General features: G+C 68.6%; 17 protein-coding genes. 12 read left to right on the top strand and 5 right to left on the bottom strand.

Translation table 11 applies throughout. The annotated features are described in order from the left end of the window. Window positions 1-27: 27 nt before the first annotated feature. Both HUA76_RS14405 and HUA76_RS14400 read right to left on the bottom strand, forming a co-directional pair. Entirely contained in the window at window positions 28-1,725 is a 1,698-nt protein-coding gene (locus HUA76_RS14405; RefSeq protein ID WP_254614165.1) for a delta-60 repeat domain-containing protein, read from the bottom strand. A gap of 218 nt (window positions 1,726-1,943) precedes the next feature. Next, window positions 1,944-2,162, bottom strand: a complete 219-nt coding sequence (locus HUA76_RS14400; RefSeq protein WP_174457792.1) for a hypothetical protein — start codon at window positions 2,160-2,162, stop codon at window positions 1,944-1,946. Window positions 2,163-2,360: 198 nt separating this feature from the next. Here HUA76_RS14400 and HUA76_RS14395 point away from each other — a divergent pair, with 198 nt between their 5' ends. After that, a complete protein-coding gene (locus HUA76_RS14395; RefSeq protein WP_174461152.1) occupies window positions 2,361-4,397 on the top strand; it encodes a caspase family protein in 2,037 nt (678 codons plus the stop codon). A 70-nt stretch (window positions 4,398-4,467) separates the two neighbouring features. On the opposite strand, the gene HUA76_RS14390 is transcribed toward HUA76_RS14395, so the two are convergent. Continuing rightward, the gene (locus HUA76_RS14390; RefSeq protein ID WP_141640845.1) at window positions 4,468-5,076 is read right to left on the bottom strand and encodes an RNA polymerase sigma factor; all 609 of its coding nucleotides are present in this window, start codon (window positions 5,074-5,076) and stop codon (window positions 4,468-4,470) included. Further along, window positions 5,077-6,144: a sigma-54 dependent transcriptional regulator gene (locus HUA76_RS14385; protein ID WP_305794235.1), complete on the bottom strand. Its 1,068-nt coding sequence runs from the start codon at window positions 6,142-6,144 to the stop codon at window positions 5,077-5,079. It abuts the gene before it with no gap. Between the two features lie 382 nt (window positions 6,145-6,526). Between HUA76_RS14385 and HUA76_RS14380 the strand changes: the two genes are divergently transcribed. The 7 genes from HUA76_RS14380 (at window position 6,527) to HUA76_RS14350 (ending at window position 14,735) form a co-directional block, all read left to right on the top strand. Beyond that, the gene (locus HUA76_RS14380; RefSeq protein ID WP_217439562.1) at window positions 6,527-6,862 is read left to right on the top strand and encodes a hypothetical protein; all 336 of its coding nucleotides are present in this window, start codon (window positions 6,527-6,529) and stop codon (window positions 6,860-6,862) included. 103 nt (window positions 6,863-6,965) lie between these two features. Continuing rightward, the gene (locus tag HUA76_RS14375; protein WP_174461149.1) at window positions 6,966-9,215 is read left to right on the top strand and encodes a TOMM precursor leader peptide-binding protein; all 2,250 of its coding nucleotides are present in this window, start codon (window positions 6,966-6,968) and stop codon (window positions 9,213-9,215) included. Window positions 9,216-9,227: 12 nt separating this feature from the next. Next, window positions 9,228-10,622: a SagB family peptide dehydrogenase gene (locus HUA76_RS14370; RefSeq protein ID WP_174461148.1), complete on the top strand. Its 1,395-nt coding sequence runs from the start codon at window positions 9,228-9,230 to the stop codon at window positions 10,620-10,622. After that, entirely contained in the window at window positions 10,619-11,956 is a 1,338-nt protein-coding gene (locus HUA76_RS14365) for a B12-binding domain-containing radical SAM protein (protein WP_174457799.1), read from the top strand. Before HUA76_RS14370 ends, HUA76_RS14365 begins: the two co-directional genes overlap by 4 nt. Continuing rightward, on the top strand, window positions 11,953-13,293 hold the full coding sequence (locus tag HUA76_RS14360; protein WP_174461147.1) for a cytochrome P450: 1,341 nt from the start codon (window positions 11,953-11,955) through the stop codon (window positions 13,291-13,293). Before HUA76_RS14365 ends, HUA76_RS14360 begins: the two co-directional genes overlap by 4 nt. Continuing rightward, window positions 13,290-14,108 carry a class I SAM-dependent methyltransferase gene (locus tag HUA76_RS14355; RefSeq protein WP_174461146.1) on the top strand — a complete coding sequence of 273 codons (819 nt, stop codon included), beginning with the start codon at window positions 13,290-13,292 and terminating at the stop codon, window positions 14,106-14,108. The genes HUA76_RS14360 and HUA76_RS14355 overlap by 4 nt, the downstream gene beginning before the upstream one ends. Window positions 14,109-14,162: 54 nt before the next feature. Continuing rightward, on the top strand, window positions 14,163-14,735 hold the full coding sequence (locus HUA76_RS14350; protein WP_174461145.1) for a sigma-70 family RNA polymerase sigma factor: 573 nt from the start codon (window positions 14,163-14,165) through the stop codon (window positions 14,733-14,735). Between the two features lie 43 nt (window positions 14,736-14,778). On the opposite strand, the gene HUA76_RS14345 is transcribed toward HUA76_RS14350, so the two are convergent. After that, on the bottom strand, window positions 14,779-16,170 hold the full coding sequence (locus tag HUA76_RS14345) for an alpha/beta hydrolase (protein ID WP_174461144.1): 1,392 nt from the start codon (window positions 16,168-16,170) through the stop codon (window positions 14,779-14,781). Window positions 16,171-16,361: 191 nt separating this feature from the next. Here HUA76_RS14345 and HUA76_RS14340 point away from each other — a divergent pair, with 191 nt between their 5' ends. The 4 genes from HUA76_RS14340 to HUA76_RS14325 all read left to right on the top strand — a co-directional run bounded on the left by HUA76_RS14340 (window position 16,362) and on the right by HUA76_RS14325 (window position 20,684). Next, window positions 16,362-17,081 (top strand): SDR family NAD(P)-dependent oxidoreductase, encoded by a 720-nt coding sequence (locus HUA76_RS14340; RefSeq protein WP_141640836.1) that lies wholly within the window; start codon window positions 16,362-16,364, stop codon window positions 17,079-17,081. 99 nt (window positions 17,082-17,180) lie between these two features. Further along, on the top strand, window positions 17,181-19,154 hold the full coding sequence (locus tag HUA76_RS14335) for a discoidin domain-containing protein (protein WP_174461143.1): 1,974 nt from the start codon (window positions 17,181-17,183) through the stop codon (window positions 19,152-19,154). A gap of 79 nt (window positions 19,155-19,233) precedes the next feature. Further along, window positions 19,234-20,001: a hypothetical protein gene (locus tag HUA76_RS14330; RefSeq protein WP_141640834.1), complete on the top strand. Its 768-nt coding sequence runs from the start codon at window positions 19,234-19,236 to the stop codon at window positions 19,999-20,001. Continuing rightward, a complete protein-coding gene (locus HUA76_RS14325) occupies window positions 19,998-20,684 on the top strand; it encodes a carboxypeptidase regulatory-like domain-containing protein (RefSeq protein ID WP_246136958.1) in 687 nt (228 codons plus the stop codon). The genes HUA76_RS14330 and HUA76_RS14325 overlap by 4 nt, the downstream gene beginning before the upstream one ends. Window positions 20,685-20,699 lie beyond the last annotated feature (15 nt).

Here is a 20,699-nt window from a genome sequence, read left to right as displayed (position 1 = left end):
GGGGCGTGGAGGCGGATGGGGACGGACTCAATAGGGCCAGAAGCGCGCCACGAACGGGGTCTCCACGGACTGTCCCGGCGCGGTGTGCAGGCCCGCCACCCGGAAGAAGCCCTCCGCGTCGAGCCGCGCGACGAGAGGCCGCTCGCTTCCGGGCGGGTCCGAGTGGTGCGAGCGCAGCACCGTCAGCCCGTTCGCGGAGACATGGATGAGGCCCAGGCCCGGCGCGCCCGACTCGTCCCGGTACACCGTGGACAGCGCGATGTCGCCGCCCGGCAGCAGCCCCGTGCCCACGAGCACGTCCCTCGCCTGATTCTCCACCGTCACGAAGTAGCGGTAGCCCTGCGTGCCGAAGGAGGCGTCCACCGCGCCCGTGCCGCTGTCGATGCGCAGCAGCCCCGCGCCGGTGCCGGCCCCTTCCCCGCTGAACACGGCGCGAGTCCCCACCAGCACCTTGCCACCCTCCAGGAGGTGCAGCGTCCGGGGCGTGAGCCTGGGGGTGACATAGGCGGGAGGGCTGTAGCTGAAGGCGCGGTCCCGCTCACCGTTGACCTGATAGCGCCGCAGCGACAGGCCATGGTTGTGAGACGCCGTCGTGCCCGCCAGCAGGAGCGAGTCGTCCGCGAGCGCGATGACCCCCAGCCCCTCGTCGTCCCCGCCGACGTCCTCCCAGGCGAGTCCGTCCGCGCTGAACGAGGTGTCGAGCTGGCCCGTCGGCAGCAGTCGCACGAGGACCTGGTCCCGGTCCGTGTTCTGCACGGTCCCCGCGCCCACCACGCGGCCCCGGGAGTCCACGGTGAGGGCATGCAGCGTGGCGTTGCCCGCGGAGAGCTGGAAGGTCCTCACCCCCGTCGTCCCGAAGGTGGTGTCCAGCGCGCCCGTGTCGGTGAGCCGCACGAGCAGCAGGCTCTGGTAGTTGCGCGCCGTGCAGCTGTTGGTGTCCGCGATGGCGCCACCGGCGAGCACGACCCGCCCGTCCGAGAGCACGGTGACGGCGTCGACGTAGTCATCACCGTCACAGACGTCGATGACGCGTGTGCCCTGGGTGCCAAACGAGACATCGGGCGTTCCGTCCGGCAGCAGCCGCGCCACCAGCACGTCCCTCAGGCCCGCCGAGCCGGTGGAGCCCGCGAGAATCCACTTCCCGTCCGGCGTCACGGCCATGGCGTTGATGCTCACCGCGGACAGCCCCAGCGCGGGGAGCCCGAGCCCCTGTGAGCCAAACGAGACATCCAGCGCGGCCTGCCCCGGCTGGACCTCCAGCGTCACCGACACCTCGACACGCTCCCCCCGGCCCTCTCCCACCACCCGGATGGGGCAGCGCCCATAGGCCGCGGCCTCCTCCACGTGGAGCTCGAAACTGGCCAGGTTCTCCGCCCCCGGCACGGACAGCGTCAGCGCGTCCGCCAGGACGTGGGCGGGCAGCCCCTCCAGCGTGAGGGTGACGTCGCCGGTGAACGAGTCATCACGTCGCACCTGGACGCTGAAGCGCGTCGTGTTCCGCGGCGCGAAGCGCAGCGTCGGCTCGGAAGGCGGGAGCACGGTGAAGGCAGGCGCCGGCTCTCCACCGGCATCCGGAGCGGGCTCCTCGGTACCGGCGTCCGACGGTGGACCTCCCGCATCCGGGCGGGGCGTGCCCGCGTCTCCACCCGAGGAAGGGGGCGGCGGGCTTTCGTCCGATGAGCACCCCATGCCCGTGGCCCCCAGCGCCACCAGGGCGACCAGCAACGAGAGCCGGAGGCGGGAGGGTGCGCGCTGACACGGGACGGTGGTTCGTACGGACCCGGGGACCGAGACGGCGGAAGAGCGACATGCGGGGAGGTTCATGTCGGCGGCACACTAAAGAGCGGGGCTCCCCGTCGAAAGTGGCTTGTCGCATGAAACCACCCGGGGTGAAGACAGCCCGGGGTGGAGGGAGCCGGGAGACTCCCTCCACCCCGGTGTCCTCAACTGGAGTAAGACAAATCATTCTCTCCAGGTGAGGACTGATTGCTTTGGTAGCTGTTGGCACGCACCTGCCAGACCCCTCCCTGATTCGTGCCGAGCCACTGGGCAATCGTGGTGATGAGTGAAGCGTCGTGGACGTGCTTGTCCTGTTGCCAGCACACCCAGACTTCCTTCCCCGTGGTGGAGTTCTCGAACTTCTCTCGACAGTATTTCGGCATCGACTTCCTCCCGCGCGAATCGCATCCAGACCGCGCCTCCCATAACGGTCCGTAAGCAGGGCTCGTGACAGCCCTCGAGTGCTGGCGATTGACGTCCGCGGGACGTGTCACGCCACGCGTCCTCCGTTCGTTCTCAAGGCGCACCACCCACCGCGCTTTCGCGGTGCTCCCGAAGCGCCCCAGGAGGCGAAGCACGCCATGAGTCCTTCTACCCCGAGCGGCACGGACGCCACCCCCAAGCCCCCCGCGAGTCCGCCCCCCCCTCCCAAGGAAACACCGACCAAGCGCACCTCCTCGGAGCTGCGCGCGCCGAACCAGATTCGCAACCGCAAGGCCGTCGTCGCGGGCATCAACAACTACCGTCCCCAAATCAATCAACTGTCGAGCTGTATCAACGACGCCAACCTGATGGTGAGCCTGCTGGGGACGCAGTATGGGTTCGCGCCGAAGGACATCCAGGTCCGGCTGGACGAGGCCGCCACGCTGAGCAACCTGAAGGAGTCGCTGGCCTGGCTGTTCGACGGTGCCACGCAGGATGACGCGCTGGTCTTCTTCTTCTCCGGCCATGGCTACCGCGTGCAGATAGACGAGGTCTGGCGAGAGAGCCTGGTGCTCTACGACGACTTCTTCTTCGACCAGGACTTCTCCAAGCTGACCCAGCCGCTCCCCGAGGGCGTGCTGACCACCGTCCTGGACGCGTGCCACTCCGGAGGGATGGAGAAGGACCTCTTCATCGCGTCGGACTTCGCCCGGAAGCTCCATCAACTGGGAGCCACCCGCCGCGTCGAGCTGGCCAAGGTGAAGGCATACATCGACCCTCGCGACTTCGGCGCCACCACGGGAGAGAAGGCCTTCCTGCCCGCCACGCAGGCGCACCAGCGCTCCTGGCTGCACCGGAGCTCCGACGAGCGCGCCGGGGAGATTCCCTTCCGGGGCTTCGGCCGGCCCGTCCAGATTCTCCCGGGAGTGGCTGTCACCAAGGCGTATGACCCGCAGGTGGCGGCCGAGCCACCCCAGGCCAACTGCACGCTGCTGACGGCCTGCACCGCCGAGCAGACGGCGGCCGCGGGCACGCAGCTCACCAAGAACCTGTCTGTGTTCACCTTCACGCTGGGACAGGTGCTCGGTGGGACGCCGAATGTCTCCTACGCGCAGTGCCTCCAGCAGGCCGCGGCCCAGATTTCCAGCCTGGGCTTCCAGCAGACGCCTGAGTTGCTGGTGACGCCCGACACCAACTGGGTGCGCAACCGCTCCGTCTTCCTCAACACCGATTTCGGCGCAGCGCCGAAAACCGTGGTCCCGGTCAGCCTGCCGTTCGGGCTGGGCGCTCCCACGGCTCCCGCAGTCACCCAGTCGAACGAAGGAGTCAAAACCATGACGTATCCGCAGATGCCGAATCTCCCTGGCCTCTCGCAACTCGTTGGCCTGCCCATCGGCCTCACACATCCCCTGATGGCCACGGGTCCGCAGGGCGCGGACAAGGGCTGGACGGATGTGCTCCAGCACCTGGTCAGCACCGCGCCCGCGCTCATCGGGCCCCTGGTGAACACCATCGGCGGCGCGGTCTCCGCCGCCAGCAAGGGCTACCAGCCGGCCGGCGCGGACAAGGGTTGGACGGACGTGCTCTCGTCCCTCGCCTCCTCGGCGCCCGCGCTCCTCGGGCCCCTGGTGAACACCATCGGCGGCGCCGTCTCCGCCGCCAGCAAGGGCTACCAGCCCGCGGTGATGGGCACCGCCGCCGACAAGGGTTGGACGGACGTGCTCCAGCACCTGGTCAGCACCGCGCCCGCCCTCATCGGGCCCCTGGTGAACACCATCGGTGGCGCCGTCTCCGCCGCCAGCAAGGGCTACCAGCCCGCCGCCGACAAGGGCTGGTCGGACGTGTTCCAGCACCTGGTCAACACCGCGCCCGCCCTCATCGGGCCGCTGGTGAACACCATCGGTGGCGCCGTCTCCGCCGCCAGCAAGGGCTACCAGCCGGCCGGCGCGGACAAGGGCTGGACGGACGTGCTCTCATCCCTCGTCTCCTCCGCGCCCCACCTCATCGGGCCGCTGGTGAACACCATCGGTGGCGCCGTCTCCGCCGCCAGTAAGGGCTACCAGCCCGCGGTGATGGGCACCGCCGCCGACAAGGGTTGGACGGACGTGCTCCAGCACCTGGTCAGCACCGCGCCCGCGCTCATCGGGCCCCTGGTCAGCACCGTCACCGGTGCCGTCGCCGCCGCGCGCCAGTGAGCCTTCGTCGCGGCTGAAACCGGGCCGGCTCCCATCCCTCCTTCATGGATGGGAGCCGGCTCGGCGCGCATCAGCCGTCCGTCCGCTTGCGCCGCCCCGACAGCCAGCGATGGAAGCTGGCCTCGTCGCGAATCACCCCCGCCTGGGCCAGCGGCTGGACGAGCCGCTTGCGGGAGCGCTCCACGATTTTGCGCACGTTGGCGGGCGTCAGCCGGAGCGTCGCCGCGATGTCCGCATAGCCCTGCTGTTCGACGAAGGCCAGACGCGCACAGGCCCTCAACTGCGGCGGCAACGACTCCAGCAGCTCCAGCAACAGCGCTTGCAACTGCTGCTCCTCCTGCTCCCCACACGGCCGCGCCGCCTCCAGCTCCGCGCCATCCCCCAGCTCCTCGTCGAGCGACGTCCACCGCCACGACTGGCGGCGCCGCTCACGCTGGAGGTCGATGCAGACGTTGATGGCCACCCGACGCAGCAGCGCCCAGGGCCACTCCTCCTGGGAGGAGGAGCGCGACATCTGAAGCCAGACACGAACTCCCGTGCGGCTCATCGCCTCTCTGGCCGCGTCCAGGTCCCCCAGCGTCCGCTCGCAGATTCGCAGCAGGGCGCGTTGGTGCTGACTCCAGAGCGCCTCGAAGCGCGTGGACCCGGACGCGCTCGACTCCTCTTGCTCGGGGCGCATTCAGACCTTCCCGAGCGTCAGGTCCACCAGGTCCGTGAAGGGCGAGGGCGACTGCCCCACCGCCTCGACGAGCGCGTCCACCTTCCGCAGCTCGCGCTCGAGCGCCTTGTAGTGATTGCGATTCTTCAAGAGCCGCTTGCGGCCCAACAGGAGGAAGGCCTCCTCCCGCCCCACCTGCCGCACGGCGGTGCCGAGCACGAAGCCGCGAAACGCATCCGCCAGGTCCAGGTCCCACGGCACCGCGGCGCGCTGGGCCTCCATGACGAAACACGCGGACGCCACGCGCAGCGCCTCGATGAGCGAGCGCGACGTGGGCGACTCCTCGTAGCCCAGCGCCTGCATCACATGACTGTCCCTCAGCAGGACCTCGTGCTCGACCTGGGACATCACCGCCAGCGAGTACGCACGGCGGACGATGTTGTCGAGCTGCCGGAGATTGCCCGGCCAGCTGCGGCTCAGCAGTTGCGCCTGTGCATCCGGGGCCAACTGCGCCCCACCTTCGCGCTCGCGCTCCTGGTGTCGCCGACTCAACATGTACTGCGCCCACGGGATGATTTCGTCCCGGCGCGCATCCAGGGGCGGAATCTGGATGGGGAGGACATTGACGCGGTAGTAGAGGTCCTCGCGGAACCTCCCGGCCGTCACCGCCTCGTGGAGGTCCACGTTCGTCCCCACGATGAAGCGCACGTCGGCGCGGTGCAGCGTGCCCTCCCCCAGCACCCGGTACGTCCGCTCCTCCAGCACGTGCAGCAGCCCCGCCTGCGCGCGCAGGGACAGCTTGTCGATTTCGTCGATGAACAGCGTGCCGCCCTTCGCGAGCGCCAGGCAGCCCGGGCTGTTCTGCACCGCCCCCGTGAAGGCGCCCTTCCTCCAGCCGAACAGCGCCCCCATCTGCAGCTCCTCCGGCACCGTCATCAAATCCAGCACCTCGAAGGTCCCCTCCTTGCGCCCCGAGTGCTCGTGGCTCCAGCGCGCCAGCCTCGACTTTCCCGAGCCCGTGGGCCCGCTGATGAGGATGGTGTCCTCCTGCTGCGTGAAGACCCGCAGGACCTGAATCAGTCCGGACATGGATTCACCAATGACCGGAAGAAACGCGTCGGTTCGACTCGTCGGCATTCGTCCGCTCCAAACTCAAACATGGGTGGGGGAAGCGGGGCGCACCGGCCTGCAAAACCTCAACCAGTCAAAAATCTCGACAACCCTCTCCTTTCGCGCGCGTCTGGGATGAAAACGCGTGTGCCGGCGTCCCCGTGACAAGCAAATGCTTGTGGCAAGCAAGCAGCGCGGCGACTTTCGAGACGCGGGATGTGTCGCATCCCAGCGACAGGACTCGCGAGCGAGGCGGTGCCCGCGTCTGGCGTGCGTCATGCACAACGCGGCGGCGGCCCTGTCGAGCGTGTCTTCGCGTACTGGTTTTTCATCCGGGGCCGCTCACCACTCGCAGCGAGGCATGAACATGGCGGACTTCCGCACGGCGTACTCCAAGCTCATCCAGGATGTCTGGGCGAACCCTGGCAAGAAGGGCCAGATTGAGCAGGACCCGGACCTGTTGAAGGTCTACGGCTTCGACACCATCCCCAAGTCGGTGGCCTTCACCGAGGCGTACAGCGGAGCGACGACGACGGGCTACGACGAGCAGCTCAAGAGCTGGGACCGCAACAAGGACGGGAACATCACCCTGTTCATCCCGCCGCAGCCCACCGTGACGCCGGGCGGGACGGCGGGCGCCGCGGCCAAGGATGTCTCGGTCTGCTGCTGCTGCTGTCCCTGTTGCACCTGCACCTGAGCCCCGCGCATCGCTCCGGACCCGGCGGCCGCGCGCCACCGGGCTCCGGTGTCGCCCCTGTCGTTCCAGCGGTGCCCACGCTTCATGCCCCCGGGAGTCACGAATGCTGTCGAGACCTGTCTGGAAGAGCCACTGCCGCGTGGAGCGCGTCGACGAGTCGACGGTGCTGCTCCTGCACGAGAAGGACTACCTGCTCCTGCGAGGTCGCGCCTTCCCCCTGCTCGTGCCACTGCTGGACGGACACCACTCGCTGCCGGAGGTCTTCGAGGCGCTCTCCTCGCGACTGTCCCTGGTGGAGGTCTCCCACGCGCTGGAGATCGCCGCGGAGCAGGGCTGCATCCTCGAGGGAAGCACTGACGCGCCGGAGCAGGCGCCCTTCTGGCACGCGCTCGGCGTGGACATGGCCACCGTGGCCGAGCGCCTCCAGACGCCCGTGTCCATCGTCTCGCTCGGGGGCGAGTGGGAGGAGTCCCAGCGAGAGGCCTTGCGCGCCCAGGGCCTGCGCTCGGAGGGTGAGGCGGGCTTCCAGCTGGTGCTCTGCGACGACTACCTGCACCCCGCGCTCGATGCGCTCAACCGCCGGGCGCTCGCGGCGCGGAGGCCCTGGATGCTGGCCAGGCCCGTGGGCGGCACGCTGTGGCTGGGTCCCGTCTTCCGTCCCGCGTTGACGGCGTGCTGGGCCTGCCTCGCGCAGCGCCTGCGCTCCAACCGGCAGCTTGAGTCCTTCCTGGAGCGGGAGCAGGGCCACGTCCATCCCCTGGTGCTGCCGGCCGCGAGCCTGTCGGCCACCACCGGGACGGCCTTCCAGCTCGCGGCGCTGGAGGTGGCCAAGGCGCTGGTGCTCGGCCCCGAGCACCCGCTCAGCGAACAGCTGGTCACCCTGGACCTGACGACGCTGGAATTGGAGCGACACGCGCTCGTGCGCAGGCCCCAGTGTCCGGTGTGTTCGGACGCGGAGGCCACGTCGCGCGCGCCGCTGCCCGTCATCCCCAGGCCCTGTCCCAAGCGGTTCGACGGTGACGGGGGCCATCGCACCCAATCCCCCGAGCAGACCTTCGCGCGACTGGAGAAGCACATCAGCCCCATCACCGGCGTGGTGCGCAACCTGGAGCCGCTGAGCGCGGACGACGGCGCGGGGCTGGTCCACAGCTACGCGGCCGGACACAACTTCGCGCTGATGCAGCAGGACCTGCGCTTCGTCCTGCTCAACCTCCGGGGCCGCAGCGGAGGCAAGGGGACAACGGATGCCCAGGCGCGGGTGAGCGCGCTGTGCGAAGCCATCGAGCGCTACTCCGGCGTCTACCGGGGTGAGGAGTGGAGCCACGTGGCCAGCCTCCACGAGCTCCGGGACGAGGCCGTCCACCCCAACGCGCTGATGAACTTCAGCCCCGCGCAATACGCCCAGCGCGCGGAGTGGAACGCCAGCCACCCGTCCGGCTTCCACCATGTGCCGGAGGTCTTCGACCCCGACCGGCGCATCCATTGGACCCACGCGTGGTCCCTCACGCACGAGCGCTTCCGCCACGTCCCCAGCGCCTATTGCTCCTTCGGGCACCCGGACCTGCGCAAGTGGTTCTTCTGCTCCAGCGACTCCAACGGCTGCGCGGCGGGAAACACGCTGGAGGAGGCCATCCTCCAGGGCTTCCTGGAGCTGGTGGAGCGCGACTCGGTGGCGCTCTGGTGGTACTCGCGGACGCGGCGGCCCGCCGTGGACCTGGACAGCGTGGACCTGCCGTACGTCCACGCGCTGCGGGAGCACTACGGCCGACTCCAGCGAGAGCTGTGGGTATTGGACGTCACCGCGGACCTGGGCATTCCCACGCTCGCGGCGGTGTCACGGCGATGGGACTCGCCGGTGGAGGACATCGTCGTGGGCTTCGGCGCGCACCTGGACGCGCGCGTCGCGCTGCTGCGGGCGCTCACGGAGGTCAACCAGTTCCTCCCCGCCGTGCAGCACCGGGACGCGGACGGCAAGACGCTCTACTGGTTCCCCGAGCGGGAGGCCGTCCGGTGGTGGCAGACGGCGACGGCGGCGAACCAGCCCTATCTGCTCCCTGACCCGAACGCCGCCGCGCGCCCCCTGGGCCTGCTCCCCGACCTGTCCTCCGGCGACTTGCGCGTGGACGTGGAGCGCTGTGTCGCGCACGCGCGGCGCGCGGGCATGGAGACGCTGGTGCTGGACCAGACGCAGCCCGACGTGGGGCTGCCCGTCGTCAAGGTGATGGTCCCCGGCATGCGTCACTTCTGGAAGCGCTTCGGGCCGGGCCGGCTCTACGACGTGCCCGCGCGGCTGGGCTGGGTCCAGCGGCCGCTGCGCGAGGAGCAGCTCAACCCCACCGGCATCTTCTTCTGAGGAACGGACGCGATGCGGCTCCATGAATCCTTCGGGCTCACGCCCGGCATCAAGGTCCACACGCTGGAGGATGGGCGGCGCGTCGTCGCCAGTCCCCGCTTCGGTCTGGAGTTCGGCGGCCTGTCCGCCGGCGCCCGGGCCGCGCTCCAGCAATTGGAGACAGGCGGCACGGAACACGAGCTGCTCGACACCGCGGAGCCGCACGATGGCCCCACCGCGAGCCTCCTGCTGGACCACCTGCTCCAATCCCTCGCACGGAACGACTTCCTGTACCGGACGCTGCTGCTGGAGGACGCACCGCTGGCGACGCTGCTGCCGAGCACGGCCCCCGGCCACTCGGAGCCCCGGAGGCCCGAGGCGAAGTATGTCCTCTCACGGCTCGCGTGCGTGCGTCGCGAGGACCACCAGCTCGTGGTGGAAGTCCCCGCGTCCCACGCCCGCGTGCTGCTGCGGGACACACGGGCGGCGGCGCTCCTCCCGGAGCTGTCTAGCCCGCGCTCCCTGGCCGAGCTGACGGAGCGCGCCGCCACGCTGCCCATCAAGGCCGTGGACCTCCTCCTGGGGATGCTCCTGGACGCGAAGGCGGTGCACGTCCCCGAGGAGGAGGACGCCGCGCTGGCGCTGTGGGAGCCGGAGGACCTGCTGTTCCATGGGCACAGCCGACTGGGGCGACTGCCGAGCCCCTATGGCGCCACGTATCGCTTCGAGCACCGGATGGAGCCCCTGCCCGCGCTGAAGCCCCGGATGACGGAGGCGGTGGTGCCGCTGCCCCGGCCCGACCTCAAGCGGCTCTCGCAGGAGGACGCGCCCTTCACCCAGGTGCTGGAGCGACGCCGCTCGCTTCGCACGTATGGCGAGCCGCCCATCAGCCTCGAACAGCTTGGTGAGCTGCTGTACCGCGCGGCGCGCACGCGCCGGGTCCTCTCCACGGAACATGGCGAGCTGGGTGAGCGCCCCTACCCCGGTGGAGGCGCGCTGTATGAGCTGGAGCTGTACCTCGTCGTGGACCGCTGCGAGGGCCTGGAGTCCGGCCTGTATCAGTACCGCTCCGGGCAGCACGAGCTGTGCAAGCTGACGCCGCGAACGCAGCAGGTGGAGCAGCTGCTGGAAGGCGCCTGGCACACGCTCGCCCGGGAGGGACGGCCGCAGGTCTTGCTCGTCATCACGGCCCGCTTCCCGCGCGTCTTCTGGAAGTACCAGGCCATGGGCTACGCGCTCATCCTCAAGAACGTCGGGGTGCTGTTCCAGACGTTGTATCTGGCGGCGACCGCCATGGACCTGGCGCCGTGCGCGCTGGGCGGCGGCGACTCGGAGCTGTTCGCGCGCGCCAGTGGAATCCCCCCGCTGGCCGAGGGCGCGGTGGGTGAGTTCGCGCTCGGCACCCGAGCGAAGGAGGACGGCACATGAAGGTCCTGTTGCTCTATCCCAACGCGAAGAGGGAGCTCATCGGCTGGGGAGATTTGGGCGCCATCGCGGAGCCGCTCGCCCTGGAGTACCTGGCCGCGGGGGCCCGTCAGGATGGCCATGAGGTGCGGCTGCTCGATTTGCGCCTGCATCCCCATGACTTGACGCTGACGCTGTGGAGCTTCGAGCCCGACGTGGTGGGCGTCACGGGCTACTCCATGCACGTGCCCCGGATGCTGGAGCTGTGTCGGCAGGCCAAGGCGTTGCTGCCCCGGGTGCGCACGGTGGTGGGGGGACACCATGCGACGCTGATGCCCGAGGACTTCTTCGAGCCCCAGATTGACTGTGTCGTGAGTGGCGAGGGAGTCCGCCCGTTCCGGCGCATCCTCCAGGCGCTGGAGGCGGGAGACGGGCTCACGGGAATCCCAGGCGCGTGGGCACGCGCCCCGGACACGTTCCGCTTCGGAGGCGAGGCGCCCAAGCTGGACATCGACGCGCTGCCCTTTCCGGACCGGAGCCTCGTGCCGGCGGACCGGGCGCGCTACTTCATCGACTGGATGAAGCCCATCGCGCTGCTGCGGACCACGGTGGGCTGTCCCTTCCGGTGCAACTTCTGCTCGCTGTGGAAGATCATGGACGGCCGCTACTACAAGCGCGACGTCGAGCGCGTCGTCGAGGAGCTGGCCACCATCCCCGAGCGCTATGTCTTCCTCGTGGACGACGAGCCCTTCGTCAACCCGCGTCGCATGTGGGCGCTGGCCGAGCAGATTGAAGCCGCTCGACTGGAGAAGGAGTACTTCGCGTACTGCCGCATCGACTCCTTCCTGAGGGATTTGGACCTGATGCGGCGGTGGCGGGACATCGGCCTGCGGCGCGTCTTCTTCGGGCTGGAGGCGGTGCTCGACCACGAGCTGAAGGACTACAACAAGCGGCAGGCGCGCGAGCAGATACTCCAGGGGCTCCAGGCGGCGAAAGAGTTGGGCATCCACGTCTTCGCCAGCTTCATCGTCAAGCCGGAGTACACGCCTCGGGAGTTCGACCAGCTCGCGACATTCATCCGAGAGCAGGGCGTCGACTATCCGTCCTTCACCCTGCTCACGCCACTGCCGGGCACGCCCGCGTGCGAGTCGTTCGAGCACATCCTGGAGCGGCAGCCGAATGGCCGGCCCCACTGGGAGCACTTCGACTTGCAGCACGCGGTGACGCGGACGCGGATGCCTCGGGAGGATTTCATGCGGGAGTACCGCAAGCTCCAGGGGGTGTTCTCCGCGTCGTACCGCGCGGCGAAACATCCCCTCTTCCAGGACCGAGAGCCTGTGCTCAGGGTGATGCCATGAGCCTGGCGGACCTCAACCTGCCCCTGCCTCCGCTGGTGACGGATGCTCCTGACTTGGGAGCCCTGCGCGCCCAGCCGCTGCGCTTCCTCACGGAGAGCGCCAGCAGGTACGGGAGCCTCTTCCGCTATACGGCGGGAGGCTGGTCCACCGTGGTGGTGAACCATCCCCTCCACGCGCAGCACGTGCTCCAGAGTCACGCGCGCAACTACGTCAAGCAGGGCACGCCCGACTTGATGATGCTCCTGCCCATGCTGGGCCAGGGCCTGATGACGACCGAGGGTGAGCCCTGGGCCGAGCAGCGCCGCGTGGCCCGTCCCGCCTTCGAGCACAGTCGCATCGAGCCCTGGGTCCAGGTCATGGCGGAGTGCACCGAGGACATGTTGCGTCGCTGGGAGGACCCGGCGCGCACGGGCATCCCCTTCGACGTGGAGCGCGAGCTGGGGCACCTCACGCTGCGCATCGTCACCCGCTGTCTGTTCGGCTGTGATTTGGAGGACGCCACGACGGACTTCGCCGGGGCGGTGCAGCGGCTCAACAGCTTCATGTCCCGCTTCGACGCCGAGGACGCGGTGGGCCTGCGACAGTTCCGCGAGGCGAGCCAGCTCATCGACACGCTCGTCCAGCGAATCCTCTCGCGGCGGCGCGAGACGGGTGGAGGCACGGACCTGCTGGCCCTGCTCCTGGAAGGGCATCCTCCCGCGCTCGACGGACCCGCCGGTGAGCGCGTCCTGCGCGAGCAGATCTTCACCTTCCTGATGGCGGGCCACGAGACGACGGCCAAGGCGCTCACCTGGAGCCTGCACCTGCTCGGCCTGCATCCGGAGGCTCGGCTTCGCGTGCGCGAGGAGGCGCGGGCGCTGCTGGGCACGAAGCCACTGGTGGCGGAGCGGGTGCGGGCGCTCGACTTCGGAGGACGGGTGCTCCAGGAGGCGATGCGCCTGTATCCCCCGGTGTGGTTGATGTCGCGCATCTGCCGGGAGGACGACTGCGTGGGCGGCTATCACCTCCCCGCCGGCACCCTGGTCATCGTCAGCCCGTACCTGCTCCATCGCCACCCCGACTACTGGAGCGAGCCGGAGACCTTCGACCCGGAGCGCTTCCGGGACAGCCGCGCCTCGGCTCGACATCCCTATGCGTACCTGCCCTTCAGCGGAGGCCCGCGCGTCTGCATCGGTCGCAACTTCGCGATGATGGAGGCGCGACTCGTCCTGGCCATGGTCGTCCAGCGCTTCCAGCTTCAGCACGTGGAAGGACACCACGTGGAGCCGGAGGCGCTGGTGACACTGCGTCCCTCGGGCGGGCTGCCGATGCGTGCTCGCCGCTGGGATGCGGAATGAGTGGCTCATATCGTCCGGAGGAACACTCAGGAGGGCTCGGCGAGGAGCTCGCGAGGCTGAAGGCCCAGGTGGAGCTGAGCTGGCCGGAGGAGCGTCGGCTCCTTCGTGCCCTGGGGCTGACGGAGAGCATGTTCGTGGTGGAGCTGGGAGGCGGGCCTGGGTTCGTCGCGGAGAAGCTGCTGGAGCTGGTGCCCTCCGGCGCGTTGCATGTCGTGGAGCTGAACCCTGGGATGTGTGTGCTCGCGGAGGCCCGACTGGGCGCACGCGCGCGGGTGCACCGCTGCTCCGTCCTGGAGACAGGGCTGCCCGACGCGCGCTTCGACCTGGCGCTGGCGCGCTTCGTGTTTCAACACCTGGAGGAGCCCCTGCTCGCGGCGCGCGAGGCCCTCAGGTTGCTTCGTCCTGGAGGGCGACTGGTGGTCAGCGAGCTGGACGCGGGACTGTGGGGCGTGGCGGAGCCGTCCCTGCCGGAGCTGGAGTCCATCCACCGCAAGGCGGAGCGGCTTCAGCTCCAGCGCGGCGGCAATCGCTTCATCGGTCGCCAGCTCGTGCGCCTGCTCACAGCCGCGGGGTTCACGGACGTCCGTCTGGACGTCATCGCGTACCACAGCGACGCGCTGGGCCTGGAGGCGTTCCGACGCCAGTTGGACCCGGAGCGGCTACGACCGGCGATGGATGCCGGGCTCATCTCCCAGGAGGAGCTGGAACAGGTGCGCGCGGGATACCGCCGTTTCTACAGCACCCCATCCGCCTCCATCCTGATGCTGGGCTTCGTGGTCCACGGCCTCCGGGCGCTTCCCGTGGAAACCTTGTAACGACGCCGCTACTGGAGACCTAGGGGGGCTGAGACCCTCTTCAGGAGCAGGAACGTGACGGCCAAGGACATCTCCCAACTCCCCGCCTCGCCGCCCATCTCCCCCGGCTTCTTGTCGTGGGTGGCGGAGCTGGTGCATGAGCACCGGGAGCGTTTGCTCACCCATGCCCGCCGTCGGGGCCTGGATGCGGAGGATGCGCTCGACGCGGTCCAGGAGAGCTTCTTTTCGTTCTTCCGCCTCCCGGAGGCGCGGGAAATCGCGCGGGACTCCGACGACTCGGTGAAGCTGCTGACGGTCATCCTCCGCCACAACCTCATGAACCGCCGACGCAAACACTCCCGCCAGTCCAAGGCGCGACTGCTGCTCGAAGCGGGGGAGGCCGCACAGGACACCGTGACGAGCGAGGAGCTCATCTCCCGCACCGAGCAACTGGCCTGGATGCACGGGTGCATCTCCCGCATGGCCCAGCTTCAGCGTCGCGTGGTCATGCTCAGTCTGTTGGATGAACAGCCCAGCGGCGAGGTGGGAAAGCTGCTCGGTATCTCCGACGGCTATGTCCGAGTCCTCCTCCACCGCGCCCGCGAGCAACTGCGCCACTGCTCCTTCGAATACGACGACGCAAGGTGACTGCCGGGAGTGGGGCGATGCTCGCGGAGAGCACGTGACAGCTTCATCTGGGGCGCTTCGCCTCGGGGTCCGCGACACGGTGGCGGGAGTACCTGTCCCTGTACGAATAGCGATGCCTGGCTCGCTCCACTCCGTTGAAGTTGCCCGTGACGATGTCGACCAGGTTGTTCAACGACTGCGTGCCCGGGTCGTAGTACTGCGAATGATCGCGCAGCGGATTGAAGATCGAGTCGGGGTTGCCTGCCTCCGCGATGAACCGCTGCGCCCCGAACTTGTCCTCGGTCGGGTCCTGCCCCAGCGGGTCGCCAGGGATGTTGCTCCCATTGGCCCAGGTCACCCGGTCCGTGCTCGCGGAGCCTGACCAGACGTGTCCGTTGGACAGCTTCGGGTCGTAATCCTTCACGGTCTTCGCCGTGCCCGCGCCGGGGCTGCCAATGAGCACCAGGTCATCCGCCTGCAGGCCGTGCTTGTCGGCGGCGATAGATGCCGTCGTGCTGCCATAGCTATGGCCAATGACCGTCAGGTGCGGCGGGTTGTCACTCCGGCTGGCTTGGATACCCGCCACGTCCGAGGCCAGGAGCCTGGCTCCGTTATGGGCGGCATTATCGACCGCGACGTTCGACGGCGTAGGTGCGTCGTAGCCCATCCAGGCAATGGACGCGACGTCGTCCTTCTTGTCGGCCGCGGCTCTGCGCAGGCGGAGCGCGTCGGTGGTGAGGTTGTCGATATCGTCGCGCACGTCCGAACTCAGTCCCGGAACGCTCAAGGCCACGTGCCTGGCGGTGTCCAGGTTGCCGGCGACGATGGCCGCGCGCCCCTCGCCCTTGACGAAGGATGAGTCATAGACAAGCAACTGCGACGGCACCTTTTCGCTCGTCAACCGGTTGAGCTGTCCCTCGACCGCCCGGGCGTTCTTGAGCTGGTTCCGCTTCTGCTCGGAGAGGAAGTTCTCGACGGGCTGATTCGTCGCAAGTGTCCGGTCCAAGGGTCTCAAGGACGGAGACTTCAGGAAATCGGCCTTCGCCTTCTCACCCTCGGTGTTGAGCTGGGTGAGTTCATTCCTCAACTGCGTCCGATTCGCGGCGTCGCGCGCCACGGCGGGCAGTCCATCCAGGGAGCCAATCTTCTTCGGGTCGGAGGCGATGGCCTGATTCCTCTGGGCTGGCGAAAGGCCCTTCCACCATCCCGCGCGGGCCTTCGGGTCCGAGGGAGCCTCCGGGACGGGTGTGCCGGGCGCCTTCGAGGTCTCCCCCGTGAGCTTCTCCGCCCCTGTCTTCTTGGGCCCCTCGTACGCCGAGGTGAACTCCATCGGCTTCGTCTTGGGCCTGGCCTTCTCGGTCCTCGCCCCCTGGTCCGCCTGGGCCTTGCGGGCAACCTCCATGCGCTTGCGAGTGGACTCCGCCGTATTGCCGCCAACAGAAGGAACACCAGCCATGACGTCACCTCGTACAAAGTGGGATACCTACAACTACGCAGGCTGCGGAACCCGGTTACAGGGACGCGGGTACAGGTGCGGCGTTCAGGAGTCGTGGCCTCCTCTTCCTGGAGCGACGGCCTGTAACAGTCCGGCGCATGACGACCTAGGCCCGTCGAGACGGGCTCTTCGCCCGTTCACGGAGCGAAGCCATGGGTTCACAGGTCGCGGTCGTCACGGGTGCGTCGAGTGGAATTGGTCTGGGCCTCACCCGGGCCCTGCTGGAGCGAGGGTTCTCGGTGGTGGGGACGGCGAGGCAGACGTCGCGCGAGCCCTCGCTCGTGCCGACGGAGCAACTGGCGCTCGTGGACGGCGATGTCGGGGACAAGGCGACGGCGAGGAAGGTCTTCGAGGTCGCGGAGTCGCGCTTCGGGCAGGTGGACCTGCTCATCAACAACGCGGGCCTCTTCATCGCAAAACCCTTCACGGATTATGACGAGAGCGATTTCGCCCAGCTGGTGTCGACGAACATCGCGGGCTTCTTCCACATGAGCCAGCAGGCCCTCCGGTGGATGGTGCCCCGGAAGGCAGGGCACATCGTGAACATCGGCACGTCCCTGGTGGGGCAGCCCATCTCGGGCGTCTCCGGAGCGCTCGCCATCCTGACCAAGGGCGGACTCGAGACCGCCACCCGCGCGCTCTCCATCGAATACGCGGGCCAGGGCATCCGCGTGAACACCGTGGCCGCGGGCGCCATCGACACGCCCATGCACTCCCAGGACAAACATCCCTTTCTCAGGACCATGTCCCCCATGCACCGGGTCGGCACGGTGGCGGAGATGGTGGACGCGGTGCTCTACCTTCACGGCGCGACCTATGTCTCGGGCGAAGTCCTCCACGTGGACGGAGGCGCACACGCCGGCAAGTGGTGACATGACATTACATGCGAATTACACGAATAACAACTTTTGCGGATTTGAAACCCTGTGACTGATGCAAGATGTCCTCTTCCCCATCCCGAGGAGGACACCTTGCGACGGCTTCAATCCCTCATCAGCATGTTGGTGGCGAGTGCGCTCGTGAGCTGCGGAGCACCGGAGGGCGACGAGCGCGCCCTCCAGCCCGCGCAGCAGCGCGCCAGAATCGACGAGATCATCAACGTCACCCTGAACAAGCCGGCCACGGCCAGCTCCACGCAGGACCCGTTCCGTCCGGAGTATGCGGTGGATGGGGACATCAATACCGATACGTCGCGCTGGTGCCCTGGCATCTACAACCAGACGCGCCTGCTCGACATCGACCTGCAGGGGACGTTCGACCTGGTCCGGATGGAGCTCTACACCGGCTTCCGGGACACCCGCGTCATCCAGAGCTACGAGCTGTTCTACGACGACGGGACGGGCTGGAAGCCCATCCCCGGCGCCAGCCAGACGGCCAACACGAGCATCGCGGTCTCCACCACCTTCACGCAGCCGGTGACGGCGAACAAGGTGCGCTTCTCGTGCAGGGACCCGCTCGCGGACAACTGCCGGGTGAAGGAGCTGTGGGTCTTCGGCACGCCCCACTCGACGCAGGTGAACATCCCGCCCGTGGCCGACGCGGGCGCGGACAGGTCGCTGACGCTGCCCACCACCAGCGTGACGCTGGTCGGCGGAGCCACCGACGCGGACGGCACGGTGACGTCGCTGGCTTGGACGCAGGTGAGCGGCCCTTCGGCCACGCTGAGCGGAACCACCACCGCCTCCTTGAGCGTCGCGGGCCTGTCCGCCGGCGTCTTCGTCTTCCGGCTCACCGCCACGGACGACGACGGAGCCACGGCCTCCGACGAGGTGAGCGTGACGGTGACGGCGCCGCCAGCCGTGCTCACCGACGTGGCGTTCAAGAAACCCGCCACCGCGGGCTCCTTCAACACATCCTTCCCGCCGGCGAACGCGGTGGACGGAGACCTCGCCACCCGGTGGGAGTCCGGTTTCCACTTCCAGACGCACAACTACCTCGACGTGGACCTCCAGGGCGCCTACGAGGTGAGCAGCGCGGAGCTGCACCTGGGCACCTCGGCGACCGCGACCAACGCGATGCCCGCCTTCGAGTTGCAGGCTTGGAATGGCGGCTGCTGGAAGACCATTCCTGGCACCGCGGTGGACGGCAACCCGCTCAGCACCACGCAGAAGACGCTCACCTTCACCATGCCCGTCATCACCACGCAGGTCCGGGTGGTGTGCAAGGACAAGCCCCATTGCCGGCTGCGCGAGCTGAAGCTCATGGGCACACCGGCCGCCACTCCCACCGGCCCCACCACGTGCGCGGCCGGACAGCAGACGCTGGTCCGCAACGTCCGCTACGACTACGCCCTCTTCCTGCCCGAGCAGTACAACAATGACCGCACCACCCGCTGGCCGCTCATCATCGGGATGCACGGCATCGCTGGCAGCACCCTCACCGTCGACCGCACCGCGGTGCTGAGCAATCCGGAGGGCCTGGCCCGGCAATTCTCCTCCGCCAGCTTCCGCGCCGCGATGAAGGCCATCGTCATCTCGCCCAATCAGCGCCTCCCCTTCGACAACGCGGGCACCGGCTGGTTCGCCGCGCCCTCGCTGCTCGCGCTCATCGAGGACGCCAAGAAGGACTACCGCGTGGACTCGGACCGCGTCTACGTCACCGGCCTGAGCGGCGGCGGCAACATCAGCATCGAGCTGGGCATGAACCACACCAGCCAACTGGCGGCCATCGTCCCCATCTCCATCACCTCCACGCCCACCAATAACGCGAACATCTGCAACCTGAAGCCGCTGCCCATCTGGGCCTTCCACGGCGCCCTGGACACGCCATCCCGCGCCACGAGCGTCAAGACGTGGCTCGACACGAAATGCGGCCCGGGTGAGAGCAAGATGCGCGTCACCATCATCCCCAACGCAGGCCACAACGAGGCGACGTGGGACACCGCCTACGCCACCCTGGAGCTCTACGACTGGCTGTTGCAGCAGCGAATCAGCGACCGGTTGTAATCGCCTGTCGGTCCCACCTCCGGGCGTGGTGTGCTAGGCACCAGCACGAGCACCCTGTCGCCCGGGGTGGGGAGCGCGAATGCGAGCAGTCCGCTGGTTGGCGCTGGTGGCATGCATCCTGGGGGTGACGTGGGCCGAGCCTGCCCTGGCCGGCCGCCGCCCCTTCATCTGGACGTTCGACACCGACATCGTGCCCAAGGGCGACGTCGAGCTGGAGCAGTGGCTGTGGGCCCGCAGCCGCGCGCCCGCGTTCCCGGACCGTCCTTCCGTCTACTGGATTTGGTGGGGGCCCGTCATCGGCTTGAGCCAGCACCTGGAGCTCGCCATCCCCTTCCAGGTGCGCGCCAACCGGGACATCACGGAGCTGGACTCCTTCGAGGCCGACTTCCGCTACCGCCTCTTTCCCCGAGGCGATGACCGCGCGTTCCAACCGCTCATCCGCGCCGTCTGGCACCAGTCCATCCGCGAGGCGAGCCCGTCGCGCGTGGACGCCGACCTCGTCGGCTCCTACCAGTGGGACAGCGGGCTGCGCGTGGCGCTGGACCTGGGCGCACAGGTGGGCATCCCCGGGCTGCGCGGCGGCGACGCCCCGGTCCAAATCCTCGGGACGTACTCCGCGGGCGTCTCCTATCCCGTCATCCCGGACGAGCTGCGGCTGTCGTTCGAGTCCTTCGGTGAGTTCGGGCTGAAGGACGTGAAAGGCGACCCGCACCTCTTCGTCGGTCCGAGCGTGGCCTGGACGTTCGGGCGCATGTGGATTACCGCCGGCACCTTCGTCGGGTTGACGGGCATCACCGACGAAACCCCTCGCTTCATGCCGAGGCTCATCTGGGCGGTGGCGCTGTGAAGTCGCTCCTCCTGTCGCTCCTGCTGACCGCGTCCCTCGCGAGCGCCGAGCCGGGCGCGGTGCGAGGAGAGGTGCGCATCCTCGTCATCGGTCCGGACGGCAAGCCGACGCCCAAGGCGGACCGCTCCGGCGTGGTCGTCTACCTCACCGGCTACACCGAGGAGCCCCCCGCCGAGGTGGCGAAGATGAGCCAGCGGGACAAGACCTTCTTCCCCTCGGTGCTGCCCATCGTCGCGGGACAGAAGGTGGAGTTCTCCAACCGGGACGTGGTGCTGCACAACGTCTTCTCGCGCTCGGTGGCGCGCAGGTTCGACGCGGGCAAGAACCGGCCGGGCGAGGCCTACGTCGAGACCTTCAAGAAGACGGGCATCATCGACGTGTACTGCGACATCCACGAGCAGATGGTGGCGACGGTGGTGGTGGTGCCCAACCGCGCCTTCGCGGTGACGGACAAGGACGGGCGCTTCGAGCTGCGAGGCGTGCCTCCCGGACGCCATCCCCTCTTCGCCGTGCATCGGCGGGACGAGAAGAGCAACATCGCCCGCGTGGAGGTCGTCGTTGAGTCGGGAGGCACCGCCACCGCCACGCTCGAGCTGACCGAGACGCGCGCCGACGACACCCACCTGGACAAACACGGCAAGAAGTACGGCCCCCGGCCCGATTACTCCGGCAAGGGCCCCTAGACTCGCGGGGAGCGC

It is taken from the genome of Myxococcus sp. CA056 (assembly GCF_013336715.1).
Taxonomy (GTDB): domain Bacteria; phylum Myxococcota; class Myxococcia; order Myxococcales; family Myxococcaceae; genus Myxococcus; species Myxococcus llanfairpwllgwyngyllgogerychwyrndrobwllllantysiliogogogochensis.
The sequence above is the reverse complement of the archived record's forward strand: the minus strand, read 5'-3'. Positions and strand labels throughout refer to the sequence as shown.

Coding starts and splice junctions, on each gene's coding strand:
- HUA76_RS14400 (WP_174457792.1), bottom strand. CDS start 2,162: ATGCCGAAATACTGTCGAGAGAAGTTCGAGAACTCCACCACGGGGAAG.
- HUA76_RS14360 (WP_174461147.1), top strand. CDS start 11,953: ATGAGCCTGGCGGACCTCAACCTGCCCCTGCCTCCGCTGGTGACGGAT.
- HUA76_RS14395 (WP_174461152.1), top strand. CDS start 2,361: ATGAGTCCTTCTACCCCGAGCGGCACGGACGCCACCCCCAAGCCCCCC.
- HUA76_RS14380 (WP_217439562.1), top strand. CDS start 6,527: ATGAACATGGCGGACTTCCGCACGGCGTACTCCAAGCTCATCCAGGAT.
- HUA76_RS14365 (WP_174457799.1), top strand. CDS start 10,619: ATGAAGGTCCTGTTGCTCTATCCCAACGCGAAGAGGGAGCTCATCGGC.
- HUA76_RS14370 (WP_174461148.1), top strand. CDS start 9,228: ATGCGGCTCCATGAATCCTTCGGGCTCACGCCCGGCATCAAGGTCCAC.
- HUA76_RS14375 (WP_174461149.1), top strand. CDS start 6,966: ATGCTGTCGAGACCTGTCTGGAAGAGCCACTGCCGCGTGGAGCGCGTC.
- HUA76_RS14340 (WP_141640836.1), top strand. CDS start 16,362: ATGGGTTCACAGGTCGCGGTCGTCACGGGTGCGTCGAGTGGAATTGGT.
- HUA76_RS14385 (WP_305794235.1), bottom strand. CDS start 6,144: ATGTCCGGACTGATTCAGGTCCTGCGGGTCTTCACGCAGCAGGAGGAC.
- HUA76_RS14330 (WP_141640834.1), top strand. CDS start 19,234: ATGCGAGCAGTCCGCTGGTTGGCGCTGGTGGCATGCATCCTGGGGGTG.
- HUA76_RS14355 (WP_174461146.1), top strand. CDS start 13,290: ATGAGTGGCTCATATCGTCCGGAGGAACACTCAGGAGGGCTCGGCGAG.
- HUA76_RS14345 (WP_174461144.1), bottom strand. CDS start 16,170: ATGGCTGGTGTTCCTTCTGTTGGCGGCAATACGGCGGAGTCCACTCGC.
- HUA76_RS14390 (WP_141640845.1), bottom strand. CDS start 5,076: ATGCGCCCCGAGCAAGAGGAGTCGAGCGCGTCCGGGTCCACGCGCTTC.